The 13,204-nt window shown below is 68.5% G+C and carries 12 protein-coding genes; 1 reads left to right on the plus strand and 11 read right to left on the minus strand.

What is annotated here, in order from left to right; all coding sequences use genetic code 11:
• Window position 1 precedes the first annotated feature (1 nt).
• From MT346_RS15865 to MT346_RS15915, 11 genes are all read right to left on the minus strand, one after another.
• Complete coding sequence (locus MT346_RS15865; RefSeq protein WP_243564052.1) at window positions 2-799, minus strand: hypothetical protein; 798 nt, start codon at window positions 797-799, stop codon at window positions 2-4.
• On the minus strand, window positions 796-1,848 hold the full coding sequence (pilM, locus tag MT346_RS15870) for a type IV pilus assembly protein PilM (protein WP_243564053.1): 1,053 nt from the start codon (window positions 1,846-1,848) through the stop codon (window positions 796-798). Before pilM ends, MT346_RS15865 begins: the two co-directional genes overlap by 4 nt.
• Window positions 1,849-1,873: 25 nt before the next feature.
• Window positions 1,874-2,713 (minus strand): A24 family peptidase, encoded by an 840-nt coding sequence (locus tag MT346_RS15875; protein WP_243564054.1) that lies wholly within the window; start codon window positions 2,711-2,713, stop codon window positions 1,874-1,876.
• Window positions 2,710-4,584: a hypothetical protein gene (locus MT346_RS15880; RefSeq protein ID WP_243564055.1), complete on the minus strand. Its 1,875-nt coding sequence runs from the start codon at window positions 4,582-4,584 to the stop codon at window positions 2,710-2,712. Before MT346_RS15880 ends, MT346_RS15875 begins: the two co-directional genes overlap by 4 nt.
• Window positions 4,581-5,276 (minus strand): PilW family protein, encoded by a 696-nt coding sequence (locus MT346_RS15885; RefSeq protein ID WP_374202535.1) that lies wholly within the window; start codon window positions 5,274-5,276, stop codon window positions 4,581-4,583. Before MT346_RS15885 ends, MT346_RS15880 begins: the two co-directional genes overlap by 4 nt.
• Window positions 5,276-6,724 (minus strand): carboxypeptidase-like regulatory domain-containing protein, encoded by a 1,449-nt coding sequence (locus tag MT346_RS15890; protein ID WP_243564057.1) that lies wholly within the window; start codon window positions 6,722-6,724, stop codon window positions 5,276-5,278. The genes MT346_RS15885 and MT346_RS15890 overlap by 1 nt, the downstream gene beginning before the upstream one ends.
• 92 nt (window positions 6,725-6,816) lie before the next feature.
• The gene (locus MT346_RS18200; RefSeq protein ID WP_279397150.1) at window positions 6,817-7,287 is read right to left on the minus strand and encodes a prepilin-type N-terminal cleavage/methylation domain-containing protein; all 471 of its coding nucleotides are present in this window, start codon (window positions 7,285-7,287) and stop codon (window positions 6,817-6,819) included.
• Window positions 7,288-7,319: 32 nt separating this feature from the next.
• The gene (locus MT346_RS18490; RefSeq protein ID WP_308221915.1) at window positions 7,320-7,787 is read right to left on the minus strand and encodes a prepilin-type N-terminal cleavage/methylation domain-containing protein; all 468 of its coding nucleotides are present in this window, start codon (window positions 7,785-7,787) and stop codon (window positions 7,320-7,322) included.
• A gap of 182 nt (window positions 7,788-7,969) precedes the next feature.
• Window positions 7,970-9,199, minus strand: a complete 1,230-nt coding sequence (locus tag MT346_RS15905; protein WP_243564058.1) for a type II secretion system F family protein — start codon at window positions 9,197-9,199, stop codon at window positions 7,970-7,972.
• Window positions 9,199-10,779: a type IV pilus twitching motility protein PilT gene (locus tag MT346_RS15910; protein WP_279397151.1), complete on the minus strand. Its 1,581-nt coding sequence runs from the start codon at window positions 10,777-10,779 to the stop codon at window positions 9,199-9,201. The genes MT346_RS15905 and MT346_RS15910 overlap by 1 nt, the downstream gene beginning before the upstream one ends.
• Before the next feature lie 15 nt (window positions 10,780-10,794).
• Complete coding sequence (locus MT346_RS15915) at window positions 10,795-12,462, minus strand: GspE/PulE family protein (protein ID WP_243564059.1); 1,668 nt, start codon at window positions 12,460-12,462, stop codon at window positions 10,795-10,797.
• A 245-nt stretch (window positions 12,463-12,707) separates the two neighbouring features.
• Here MT346_RS15915 and MT346_RS15920 point away from each other — a divergent pair, with 245 nt between their 5' ends.
• Window positions 12,708-13,106 (plus strand): VOC family protein, encoded by a 399-nt coding sequence (locus MT346_RS15920; protein ID WP_243564060.1) that lies wholly within the window; start codon window positions 12,708-12,710, stop codon window positions 13,104-13,106.
• Window positions 13,107-13,204 lie beyond the last annotated feature (98 nt).

The raw sequence follows: 13,204 nt of genomic DNA on the forward strand, positions 1-13,204 counted from the left end.
GTCAGTTCGCCGCCTTGTACTCGTAGGTCTTGTCGAACGCGGCGGGACCGAGTTCGAGGCTGATCTGACCCGCGTAGGTCGCACCCTGCCCCTCGCTCGACACGGTCGAGATGGTGGCGTCCACGTACCCGGGAACGTCCTTGAGCCGATCGGCCAGGTCGGGCACGGACGGCACGGTCGGGCTGGCGATCGTGATGTCCACGGTGGCCACCCGCGTCGCGGCGAGCGGCTCGACCGACTGCGTGAAGCCCTTGACCGGGTCCATCGAACTGACCGTCAGACCGGTCACGTCGGTCCCGGTCGGCAGCGCCGTGTCGACGGCTCCGAGTACCGATGCCCAGTCGATCTGGGCCGACCCGCCCACTGCCTGCGCGGCCTGGATCAGGTCGCTCTCCCGCTGGACGGTGCGGACACCGCTGTACTGCAGCTGCTGCTGGAGGACAGAAGCGCCGGCAGTCTGGGCCTGCGCGAGGTCAGATCGTGCGCGGAGACCGTCGGCAGTGGCGAGACCGGTGACCAGCACCACGACCGCGCCGACCACGACCACCGCGAGCCAGGCGCGCCGCGCGACCGCTCGAGCACGCCGCTCGACGTGCACCTCGGCGGGGAGCAGGTCCACCCGGGGCTCCCCGCCCAACGCCTGGACGGGGACCCGCTTCGACCGCGTCGGGCGTTCGAGGACCTCGGGGACGGGGCTGGTCGACGGCACGGGTTCGCCAGCCGGAGCGCCCTTGCCCCCGCGACGACGGAACCGGCCGCGCGCGGGTCCGTTCGTGATCGTGACCTCGAGGTTGCTCATGCTGCCCGGCTCCCGACTGCGAGACCGTACGCCACCGTGACCGACTCACGGCGCAGGGCGATGTCGTCAGCGTCGATCGTCCTGGCGAAGAGAGCATCCGCGAACGCGTCGCCCTGCTCGACGGCAAGACCGGTCTGGCCGCTCAGCGCCGCCGCGAACCCCGACATCAGCGACCCGCCGCCGGTGAGCACGATGGAGTCGACCGGGTTCTCCGGCCGGGTGTTGACGAAGTACTTGACGGTGTTCCGGAGGCTCGACAGGAGCTCCCCGACGGCCTCGGTCGTGATCGCCAGTGCGCGAGCATCATCGGGTGTCAGCGCTTCGCGGCCGATGCCGAACCACTGCTTCACCGACTCGGCCTCGTCGATCGGGATCTCGAGGCGTCCGCTGAGCGCCTTCGTCACGTCGTTGCCACCGCTCGGGATGATCCGGACGAACTGCGGCGTGCCGTCGGTCAGGATCACGACGCTCGTCGTGTCGGCCCCGAGTTCGATCAGTGCGATCGTGCCGGGGATCCGTCGGCGGGTGATCAGCGAACGACTCAGTGCGAACGGGATCAGGTCGACACCCGCCGGCGTGAGCCCAGCGAGCTGCACGGCGCGGACGTTCGCGAGGACGGCGTCCTTGACCGCGGCGATGAGCAGGCCCGAGACGGTCGGACCGTTGTCACCGGCACCGGCCGACGTCGGCAGGAAGTCGAGGATGGCGTCACCGACCGGGACGGGGAGCATGTCCTGCACCTGGAACGGGAGGCTCTCGCGCATCTGCTGCGCCGGGACCTGCGGGACGGTCAGGTCACGCGCGAGGACGCGCTGGTTCCCCATGCCCAAGACCACTCGCCGCGACCGGAAGCGCCCGGTCCGCCAGAGAGTCCGGATCGCCTGCGCGACCGTGTTCGGCTCCAGGACCTCGCCACGGCTGATGGCGCCGGGTGGAGCAGGGACCTCGGCCACGCGCAGCACTCTCGGGCGCGCCTTGTCCGGATCCGCGACCTCGACCCCACGGATGGAGGTACCCGTGAGGTCGAGGCCGACGATGCTCTTGGCCATGGTGACTGCTTTCGGTAAGGGGTGCTCAGGCGAGGCCGAGCACACCGAGGTAGAGCGACCAGAGGGGCGCGCCGAAGAAGACGCCGATCCAGGCCCCGGTGAGCATCGCGGGCCCGAACGGGACACCGCCCCGCCACCGTGCGCGTCCGACGAGGAGGAGGACGATGGCGAAGATACCGCCGACCAGGAAGGCTCCGAAAGCGCCCACTGCGAGGGGTCCCCATCCGAGGTACGCCATCGCCAGACCGAGCACGACGGCGAGTTTGACGTCGCCGAGTCCCATCCCACCGGGGACCGCCAACGCCAACGCGAGGTAGACCGCGCTGAGTCCGACGGCCCCGATGAGACCACGAACCAGGGCTCCCCAGTCGCCACTGACGACCGACGCGACGACGAGCAAGACCGTGATGACGATCGCCGACGGGTAGGTGATCGCGTTGGGCAGCCGATGGGTGTCGATGTCGATGAGCGCCAGTGCGACACTCACCGCCATCAGGTACAGCAGTGCGACCAGGACGACCACCCGCCCCGGCTCCGCCGTCCTCGCACCGGCGCCGGAGGACGCCCAGACGGCAGTCACGATCGCGAAGAGCACACCGGTGGACGCTTCGACCGCCGGGTAGCGGACGGGTATCGGGGTTCGGCAGTCACGGCACCGTCCGAGCAGGACGAGCCACGACAGCACGGGCACGTTGTCCCGACGACGGATCGGATGCGAGCACGAGGGACACGCGCTGGGCGGGCTCACGACGGAGATCCCTGCCGGGACGCGGTACACGACCACGTTCAGGAACGAGCCGATCGCCAGGCCGAACACGCCGACCATGGCGACGAGCACGCCGATCGGCGGTGCCATGGCGCTCATCGGCACACCCCTGCGGCCGTCTTGATGCACGAACCGCCCGCGGAGTACGCCGGTTGGACCTCCACCTGGGTGGTGACGCCGTAGGACGTCGACACGGGCTGCAGGAACTTCGGGGGCGCCGTCGTCAGGAACCGGCTGTCGTACACGTAGTTCTTCGCGAACCCGGTCGCGATGGTGCCGCCGCCGGTCGCGACGATGCCACGCCAGTTCTGCGCGATGGACCCCTTCACCGTGAGGGTGCCGAGCGGGCGGCCGATGTCGTAGTTCTGGTTCCAGAACGTGCCGGCGTTGCTCGCGATGCCGGCGTCCACCTCGAAGGACTCCCCGCCCGTGCGCCGCAGCAGCGACGGGTTCGTGCACGAGGTCCCGGAGAAGCTCGAGCACCTGGCCGGGTTCCACACCTCGACGGCATCCTGCCCGACGAGTCCGAGGACATCGGTGTTCGCGTTCGCGTAGGTCACGTTCCCCGTGAGCCAGACCGTGCCCGAGGCGGCGATGGTCATCGCTCCGGAGAACGCGCCGGAGACGAAGACGTCACCGTCGGTGCACCCGTAGGTGTCGGCAGTCGACCCGGTGCGCCAGTACGTCGAACCGAACGACGAGTACGAACCGCCGCTCACCCACTCACCGGCAGCGGGGTACCCCTGGCCGTTGCTGTAGGCGGTCGACGCAGAGTTCGTCGCCGAGCCGTTGGCGGCCACGGTGACCTTCGTGTTGCAGTACGTGTTCGTGTACCCGCTCGGGAAGGTCGTGCCCCACGCGTTCGCGTTGCCCGGCGAGTTCGTCTGGGGGACGTCCTGAACGTAGACGAGGTTCGAGGGCAGCGTGGGGATCGTCGCGCCCGACGAGCTCTGCAGTGCGCTGATGCTCCCGCACAGTGACGCTGCCTTCGCCGTGTCGGACGCGGTCGTCGAGCCGTCCGCGGCGGTCTTGTACTGCGTCACCCGGGACCACGGTGAACGCACGGTCATCGTGCCGTCGCCGTTGAACGCGATCGACGTCGGTCCCGTGTACAGGCAGCCCGGGCGGGGGACGGTCGCCGGCAGGTCCGTGCGAGCCTCTTGCGACATGTTCGAGTTCAGGGCAGGCAGACCGAGGTAGGCGGTGGCCGACGGCGCCCCGCCGTTGAAGGTGGACGACGCGCACCCGCTCGGACGGTCCACCGTCCCGTCGTGGTCCTCGACACTGCCGTTGAACGTCGCCCCGCACGAGGTGAACGTGTCGTTCGTCCGGATCGGGCCGTTCAGGACGTCCCGCGCGGCGAACTGGACGTACCCGCAGGTGTTCGATGCGCCGGTCTGCCACTGGTAGTTCGATGCGCAGACGGTGCTGGTGGTCGACGGTTGCGCCGACTCGTAGTTCGTGAAGTACAGGTAGTTGATGAAACCGTCGCCCTTGAGGTTCGCGACGAGCGATCGGGTCGTCGAGCCGCTCTTCCCGGTGACTCGGATCTTCAAGATCCCCTGTGCGGCGTACTGGGAGTTGTCGACCTCGTAACGGAACCACTGGTCGGAGGTCTTCGGCACGGACACCCATCCGACGAACGCGGCGTTCGTCGTGCCGTTCGGGCCGAGCCCCTGGAACACGGCACCCGACGCGGCGCTGAACTGCGCGTTCGCCGTCGTGCCGTAGACCGCGTACCCGTTGTCGTTCGAGATCTTCGACTGGTAGTCGGCGAGTCCTGCATAGGCCGCCGCGGCTGCGTTCTGGTAGTCGCGGTCCGACGCCGACTTGACCGCCCCGGAGGTGGAGAGCACGAGCAGCCCCGCGACGATCATCATCAGGACGGTGCCGAAGATGACGACGTTGGCGAGCACGACGCCGCGCTCGTCGTCGTGAGCCCGACGGAGGACCTGCAGGGTGCGCTTCATGGTGCCGGGCTCGCTGTCGACGTCGTCGCGTACCCCACGTTGAAGAGGTAGAGCGTGTTCTGCAGGGTGGTGTTGCCCGCGGTCCCGGCCACCGTGGAGCCCGCCTCGACGTTGACCTGGACAGCACGCACGGCCCCCGGGTTCGCCGCGGGAGATGCGATCGGGTTGCCGCTGCCGTCCAGGTAGACGAACAGGTTGCGACCGTCGACCGTCGGCGAGGCGAGCGGGCCGCCGAGCGTGATCGTCCGAGACGGAGCGGTCGTCAGCGCGGGGAACGCGTAGTACCCGTTCTGGTCCCCCACGCCGTCCCACTGCTTCTCGAGCAACAGGCCGGTCGACGGGTCGCGGACGAACTCGACCTGCACCGGTTGCTGGGCCGTGGACCCCGACATGTTCACGTAGGCGTAGAACGCGACGTCCGTCGGGGTGGCACGCTGCAGCGCTGCGCGGTATGTGCCGTCGGTGAGCGGCAACACGGTCGCGGCGTGGACGTACTGCGTGAGCGCGTTCATCACGTTGGAGCCCTGGCGCATGCCCGACTCGCTCACCTGGTCGGTCCTCGTCGCCTTGACCGTCGCAGCGAAGAACCCGCCGACGGCGATGATGATGATGGTGGCGACGCTCATCGCGACGAGGAGCTCCACGAGCGTGACCCCGCGGTCCTCCCGGGGCGACGGCAGGCCAGGACGCATCACTTCGTCTGTCCTCTCGGGTCGGCGACAACGGTGAACCCCGTCAGCACACCGCCGCTGGAGGTCCCCGGCGTGAGGTTCTTGACGGAGGCCCCGCTCAGCAGGTTCAGGACGGTGCCGGTCAGGCTCGAGTAGAAGGTCAGGTTCCAGGTGCCGAACGGCAGCGCGAGCACCTGACTGCCGGACGACGACGTCGGGAACGTCAGCGTCGTCCCGGCGGAGCAGCCGGGGTCACCGGCGCCCGCGGTGGTCGCGGTCCTGGCGACCACGTAGGTGGAGCTGTTCAGGCCACCGACCTGCACGACGCCGGTCATGACGGGGAGCGGCGAGACCGATGCCGGCTGGCCCGGGGCCGTCCCCACCTGCTGGGGAGCGAGTCCGACCTGGTTCGCGGCGTTCGGGGTGCTCCACGCCGCCGGGTTCGGGCTGAGGCAACTGGACGCACCCGATGCCGAGCTGTAGGCGCCGGCGTACACGGCGTAGTTGCCGAAGGGGAACACGTTGACCGCTGTCTTCGTCGCGGACGTGACGGTCGGCGTCGTCCCCCACGGCGTGATGACGTCCTGCCCTCCCCCGCCGGACGACAGTGTGGTCGGCATGCTCTGCGGCAGGGTCGCTCCGTACGTGGCGGCGTACTGCAGTGTCAACGACGACGCCTGGTCGTAGACGAAGGGCACGTAGGCACTCGCGCCGGCCACGACCGTCACCGGCGTCTGCTGCGCCGGCTGGTGCTGGTTCGTGTCGATGCCGCCCGTCTCCGACGCGGTGACGGTGTACGTCCCCTGTTGCACGTTCAGCGCGACGGCGCAGCCCTGCGCGTTCGTCGCGTCCGGCTGCACCGTGAGCGAGGCCCCTGTGCCGCCGGCGACCGGGGTCACCGTGACGGTCACGCCGGAGTTGCCGACGCCCGCCGCGGTCTTCACCGACACGGTGATCGATCCGCTGCCCGGTGAGGTGACGGCGCTGGCCGGTGCGATGGCCGAGGTCATGGTCGTGGAGAGCGTGCTGTTCCGGCTCTTCCACGAGACCGTCTCGACGACGCTCTTGTAGGCCAGGTACCCGCCGGTCGACGAACCGCACGCGTTGGTCGCTCCGGTGCTGTCGACCCAGTTGACGTCGCGCGTGATGGTGTACCCGACGCCGCCGATGGTCTTGGTCAAGGGTGCGTCGCCAGCGTTCGCCGGGATGCTCGTGACCTTCTGGATGCCGGTCGCCGACCCCGCGGCGGTCTGCCGGAGCCCGTCGATGTCCTGTGATGCGAGTGACACGGCAGTGGTCCGGCTGCGGCTCGACTGGCTGAGTGTCAGCGCGTTCACGATGCCGTAGGCGATCCCGACCGACATGATCGCGAAGACCATCATCGCGACCATCACCTCGACGACGGTGAAGCCCGCCTCGGACTCCGCGCGGTCGACGGGACGGAGGATCGTGGCGAGTCGTCGGATCATGGTCACCTCCGTGGCGTGGTCGGGTCGTCGGGCGGGCGGGTGAGCGGGGCAGCCGGAGTTCCCCGGCTGCCCCGCTGGCGGAGTGGGTCAGGTCAGGCGGTGACCGCGGTGCACTGCGACGGCTTCGTGCCCGTCACACCACCCGACTCAGTCGCGTAGTACGCCGTCGACGCCGAGCTGAACCCCGCGATGCAGAACGAGGTCGCGCTGATGTACTGGTAGTAGAGCGTCTTCGTGTTGGACGACAGGGTCATGCCCGCCGCTGCCCAGTCGGGGTCGGAGCCCGCGGCCGGAACAGCCGTCCAGCTGGTGCTGGTCGTCGGCAGGGCACCCTTGTTGGTCTGGATGCTGACGACCGCGGTCTTCAGGTTCGAGACGTCGGACTGCGTTGCCGAGTTCTTCGCGTTGTTCTGCACGCCGAGGTACACCGGGATCGCGATCGCGGCGAGGATGCCGATGATGATCACGACCACCAGCAGCTCGATCAGGGTGAAGCCGCGGTCGCCGCCGTCGCGGAGCTTGGCGCGTCGCTCGTCGAGCGAGGCGAGGAAGTTGAACGTCATGGTGCTTCGGTCCTTCAGGTGTGGTGGTCGGGTCAGGAGATCGTGCAGGGGGTGGTGGACACGCCGCTGGTGGAGGTGGCGTAGAACTTCGAGCTCGCGCCGGTGCCGCTGGTGCTGATGCCGGCGATGCAGAAGTCACCGTTCGACCCGACCGGGGCGTAGTTGATCGAGGTGGTGTTCGCACTGACGGTGGCTCCGGCATCGGCGAACCCGGCCGGCAGACCGCTGGTCGCCGTGACCGCAGCGGCGAACTTGGTGGGCAACGACCCCGTGTTCGTCTGCAGGCTCACGACCGCGGTCTTCAGGTTCGAGACGTCGGACTGCGTTGCCGAGTTCTTCGCGTTGTTCTGCACGCCGAGGTACACCGGGATCGCGATCGCGGCGAGGATGCCGATGATGATCACGACCACCAACAACTCGATCAGGGTGAAGCCCTTCTCGTTGTCGACGGTGGCTGCATTGCGGCGAGCATTCAGCTTGCCCATGATCTGGAAGTACATTCTTGTCATTCCTTAGGAATCTCTGGAGATGGGTCGGGCTGCGCTTCGCCGCCGCGTCGAGCGTATTCGCAGGACATTCCCGTGCGTCATCCCGAGAACGGGGGTGATCGATACACAAAACGCCCCCAGTCCGGGGGCGAATTGCGCGTCGGCGTCCCCCGTTCTCGGGGTGGACAGCAGGCTCAGTGCTGCTGGATCGCGTTCGTGATGTCGAAGATCGGCAGGTACAGCGCGACGATCATCCCGCCCACCACCACGCCGAGGAAGGCGATGAGGAGCGGCTCGATGAGCGACGTGAGCGCCTCGGTCGTGGCCTCGACCTCAGCGTCGTAGAACACCGCGATCTTCTCGAGCATGATCTCCATCGATCCGGCGTCCTCACCCACTGCAACCATCTGCGACACCATTTGCGGGAAGACACTCTCGCGCTGCAGTGGCCCATTGATCGAATCACCCTTGCGAACGGATTCCGCGACGCGTTCGAGGGCTTTCTGGACGACGAAGTTGTTCGACACCTGTCCGACGATCTGCAATGCCTGCAGAATGGGTACGCCGGCGCCGATCATGTTCGAGAAGTTCCGCGCGAACCGTGCGATGACGATCTTGCGGTTGAGCGCCCCGAACACCGGCATCCGCAACATGAGCGGATCGAGGACGGCGCGCACACGGTCGGTGTTCTTCCGCGCGCGGTACCACAACCACACGACGACCGCGATGACGGCCAGGACCGGCGCGAGCCACACCATGGCGTGCGACAGCACGACGAGGAACTGGGTCGGCAAGGGGAGTTCGCTGCCGAGCCCGGCGAACATCTTCGAGAAGATCGGCACGATGAAAATGAGCATCACCACGACACTGACCAGGGACATGACCAGCACGACCACCGGGTAGGTCATCGCGGACTTGATGGTCGTCCGGAGCTTGTGTTCCTTCTCGAAGTTCGTGGCGATCGAGTCCATCGCTTTGTCGAGGAAGCCGCCGGTCTCCCCCGCGCGGATCATGTTGATCATGATCGGCGGGAAGTCGACCGGGTACTTGGCGACCGCGTCGGACAGGGAGACGCCCTGCTCGACCTCGTCGCGCACCTTGCCCAGGATGTCCTTGAGCTTCTTGCTCTCGGTCTGCTCCGCGAGGATGGTCAGCGCCTTGAGCAGGGACAACCCGGACGACAGCATCGTCGACGCCTGCCGCGCCATGATGGCCAGGTCCTTCAGCCCGACGCCCTTCTCGAACCCGGGGATCTTGATCTCGGTCTGCAGCCCCGTGCCGGCCTTGGCCTCGGTGATGGCGATCGGCGAGACCCCCATCGTGCGCAGCCGCTGCACGACGGCGCCTTCGGACGCGGCGTCGAGCCGGCCCTTGACGAGCTTGCCGCCACCGTCGCGGCCGCGGTAGTCGAACGCGAGTGACATCAGTGGCCTCCGGAGAACTTGTCGCCGAAGTCGATCTCGCTCGCGGCGATGGCCGCGGCGGACGAGTCGGACGGGGACTCGACGCGCTGCACGAGCCGGTCGAACCCTTCGTGGTCGTGGACCTTCTCCATCGCTGCGGCACGGGTGACGGTGCCGACGTTGACGAGTTCGGCGAGGTCCTGGTCCATCGTGTGCATGCCGAGGTCGCGGCCCGCCTGCATGGCCGAGGTGATCTGGTACGTCTTGCCCTCGCGGATCAGGTTGCCGATCGCGGGCGTCGTGGTCATGATCTCGGTCGCCACGACCCGTCCCGAGCCGGTCGCCTTCGGCACGAGGGTCTGGCAGACGACCCCTTCGAGTGTCGACGCCAGCTGCGTGCGGATCTGCCCCTGCTGGTGCGGCGGGAAGACGTCGATGACGCGGTCGATCGTGCCGGGGGCGCTCTGGGTGTGCAGGGTCGCGAACACCAGGTGCCCGGTCTCGGCTGCGGTGAGGGCGACGGAGATCGTCTCGAGGTCGCGGAGCTCGCCGATCAGGATGACGTCGGGGTCCTGGCGCAGCACGTGCTTGAGCGCCTTGGCGAAGGAGTGGGTGTCGGCGCCGACCTCGCGCTGGTTGATGATCGCCTTCTTGTGGTCGTGCATGAACTCGATCGGGTCCTCGACCGTCACGATGTGGTCGGCACGGGTCTCGTTGACCAGGTCGATGAGCGCGGCGAGAGTGGTCGACTTGCCGGAGCCGGTGGGGCCGGTGACGAGCACGAGTCCGCGCGGGAGCTTGGCGAAGTCGCCGACGTGCGCGGGGATGCCGAGCTGCTTGAGCGTCTTGATCCTGGTGGGGATGATGCGGAACGCCGCGCCCCAGTTTCCGCGCTGCTGGTAGTAGTTCACGCGGAACCGGTACTCCGGCGACAGCGAGTACGCGAAGTCGAGTTCCTGCTCGTGCTCGAACTGCCCGGCCTGTTCGACCGACATCAGGGTCTTCAGCGCCGCCACGACCTTGTTCCGTGCCCAGGGGCCGCCGGGCACCGCGGGCCGCAGCGAGCCGTCGACGCGGACGGTGGGCGGCGCATCGGCCGTGACGTGCAGGTCGGAAGCGCCCTGGTACACGACCTGCGCGAGTGCCGTGATCAGGTCGGGGTCGGCGACCTCGCGAGCGTGGCGGGTGAACTCGATCTCCTGCACGTCGACGGCAGCGACGGACACAGCTTCGGCGGCGACGGCCGACACAGTACCGGCGGCGACGGCCACGCCACCGGGGGTGGTGGGCAGACGCTGCGGCGGCGCTTCGGCGTACCCGTACGCAGCCGTCGCAGGCGGCACCACCGCGGACGGAGTGGCAGGCGCAGCCGACGGTGCGGGCCATCCGGCCATGTCGTCGGTCAGGTCGTAGACGGGCACGGCCGGAGCCGTCGCAGGCGCCGCGCCGGTCGGAGCGGCAGCCGCGAACGGCTGCGCACCGCCAGCTGCCTGCGCCAGCCGGGCAGCGCGGCGCCCACCGACCTCGGTGCCAGGGCTCCCGGGGTGCCAGCCGGCGATCGGCTCGTTGGCGTCGGTGATGTCGTAGACGGAGTCGGTCATCGTTGTCTCCTCGGCCTACGCCACCACGCGCAGGATCTCGTCGATGCTCGTGAGACCGAGCTTCACTTTCTCCCACCCGTCCTGACGGAGGGTGAGCATGCCCTGGTCCTGCGCGACGCGGCTGATCTCGGCGCTCGAGGCCCGGGCGACGGCGAGCCGCTCGATCTCCTCGGTCACGGTCATGACCTCGTGCAGGGCGATGCGGCCGCGGTACCCGGTGTTCGAGCACACCGCGCAGCCGATCGGTGCGGAGAACGCCGGCACCGGAGCGTCGGCGCTGCTGATGAACCCGAGCGCCGCCAGCTGCGACGGTTCGTACACGGCGGGGGCCTTGCAGCGGTCGCAGAGCTTGCGTGCCAGACGCTGGGCGACCACGCAGTCGAGCGCGGAGCCGACCAGGAACGGCTCGATGTCCATCTCGGTCAGACGGGTGATCGCGGACGGCGCGTCGTTGGTGTGCAGGGTCGACAGCACGAGGTGGCCGGTGAGCGAGGCCTCGATCGCGATCTGCGCGGTCTCGTGGTCGCGGATCTCGCCGAGCAGGACGACGTCGGGGTCGGAACGCAGGATCGACCGGAGGGCCGAGGCGAAGGTCAGGCCGGCCTTCGGGTTCACCTGCACCTGGTTGACACCCGCCATCCGGTACTCGACCGGGTCCTCGACGGTGATGACGTTGATCTCGGGACGGGCGACGGCGTTGAGCGTCGTGTAGAGCGTGGTCGACTTGCCCGAGCCGGTGGGTCCGGTGACCAGGATCATGCCGTAGGGCTTGGAGTAGGACCGCTGGTACGCCCGGGCGTTCTGTTCGAGCAGGTTGAGGTCGGACAGGGTCAGCGACGTGTTGGTGTTGTCGAGGATGCGCATGACGACCTTCTCGCCCCACACCGTCGGCAGCGTGGCCACCCGGAGGTCGATCTGGCGTCCGCCGTGCCGGACCGACATGCGGCCGTCCTGCGGCTTGCGTCGTTCGGCGATGTCGATGTCACTCATGATCTTGAGCCGGCTGATCACGCCGTTCTGGATGTTCTTGGGCGCCGGTGCCATCTCGTGCAGCACGCCGTCGATGCGGTAGCGCACCCGGACCTCGTGCTCGCCGGGCTCGATGTGGATGTCGGAGGCGTGGTCCTGGATGGCCTGCGACACGAGCAGGTTCACGAAGCGGACGATCGGGACGTCGTCGAGCGACCCCTCGGAGATGTCGGCCTGCTGGGTGGCGGCGGACGCGGTCTCTTCGAGCGAGGTGGTCAGGTCGCTGAGTTCGTCGTCGGCGCGCAGGTACCGGTCGAGCGCCGCGACCATGTCGCGCTCGTCGACCTGCAGGGGCTTGATCGCCCGGCCGCACGCCGCACGCGCGTCGTCGATCGCGAGCACGTTGGACGGGTTCACCATCGCCAGGACGAGCACGTCGCCCTCGAACCCGACCCCGAGCACCCCGTGCCGACGGCAGAGCGCCGCGGGCAGGATCGAGACCGCGGTGCCGTCGACCGGGTAGTCGGTCAGCGGGACCGTCTTGGAGTTGTTCGACGCCGCCCGGGCGGTGATGAACTGCGCTTCGCTCACGACCCCACGGTCGACCAGCGTCCGGATGGACCGTTCGTCGATCTCCTCGTCGCCGGTGAGCGCGTCGAGGTGTTCGATCGGGAGGGCTCCGTTGAGGATCAGGATCTCGGAGAGCGTCGCCATGGGCCTCGGAGCCTCCTTCTGGGTCGCGTCAGGGCGTGTACCGCGCCGAGCTTCGGGTTCGACGCCTGACCACGCTACGGCCGGGACCAGTCGGCCCCGCAGTCCCAGAATGAGGGGGCGGAGGGGTCAGGGCCCACCCAGAACAGGGGTCGGTGGACAACCCCCCGCTTACTGGGATCGTGGAGGAAGCGCGAGCCGACAGGAATCCCCTCGACGCGGACGGCGCGCGCGGGCCATGATGAGCCATGGACATCACGAGCGTGACCGTGGGGCTGCCCGTCACCGACATCGAAGCGTCCTGCCTGTGGTACGGCGCAGTGTTCGAGCGCCTGGACCCCGACCTCGAGCCCGCAGCCGGCATCGCCGAGTACGAGATCGGCGGGATCTGGATCCAGCTGGTCGAGGACCCCGACGCCGAGGAGAACCCGGTGGTCGTCCGCTTCGGGGTGGACGACGTCGTCGCGCAGCACACCCGGATCGCCGCGCTCGGCATCGACGTCGGCGCCATCGAACGCGTCGACGGCGCCGTGGACTGGTTCGACGTGCACGACCCCGACGGCAACGTCCTGAGCCTGTACTCGCTGGTCGACGAGACCGGACGCGGATCGGGTGGTCGCGACAGCGACGCGGGTCGCGCGGTCTAGCCGACCGCAGACAGGCAGACAGACAGACAGACAGACAGACAGACAGACAGACAGACAGACAGACAGACAGACAGGAGGCGCGGTGCCAGCTGGCACCG

It is taken from the genome of Curtobacterium sp. VKM Ac-2922 (genome assembly GCF_022815645.1).
In the GTDB taxonomy this organism is placed as follows: Bacteria; Actinomycetota; Actinomycetes; order Actinomycetales; family Microbacteriaceae; genus Curtobacterium.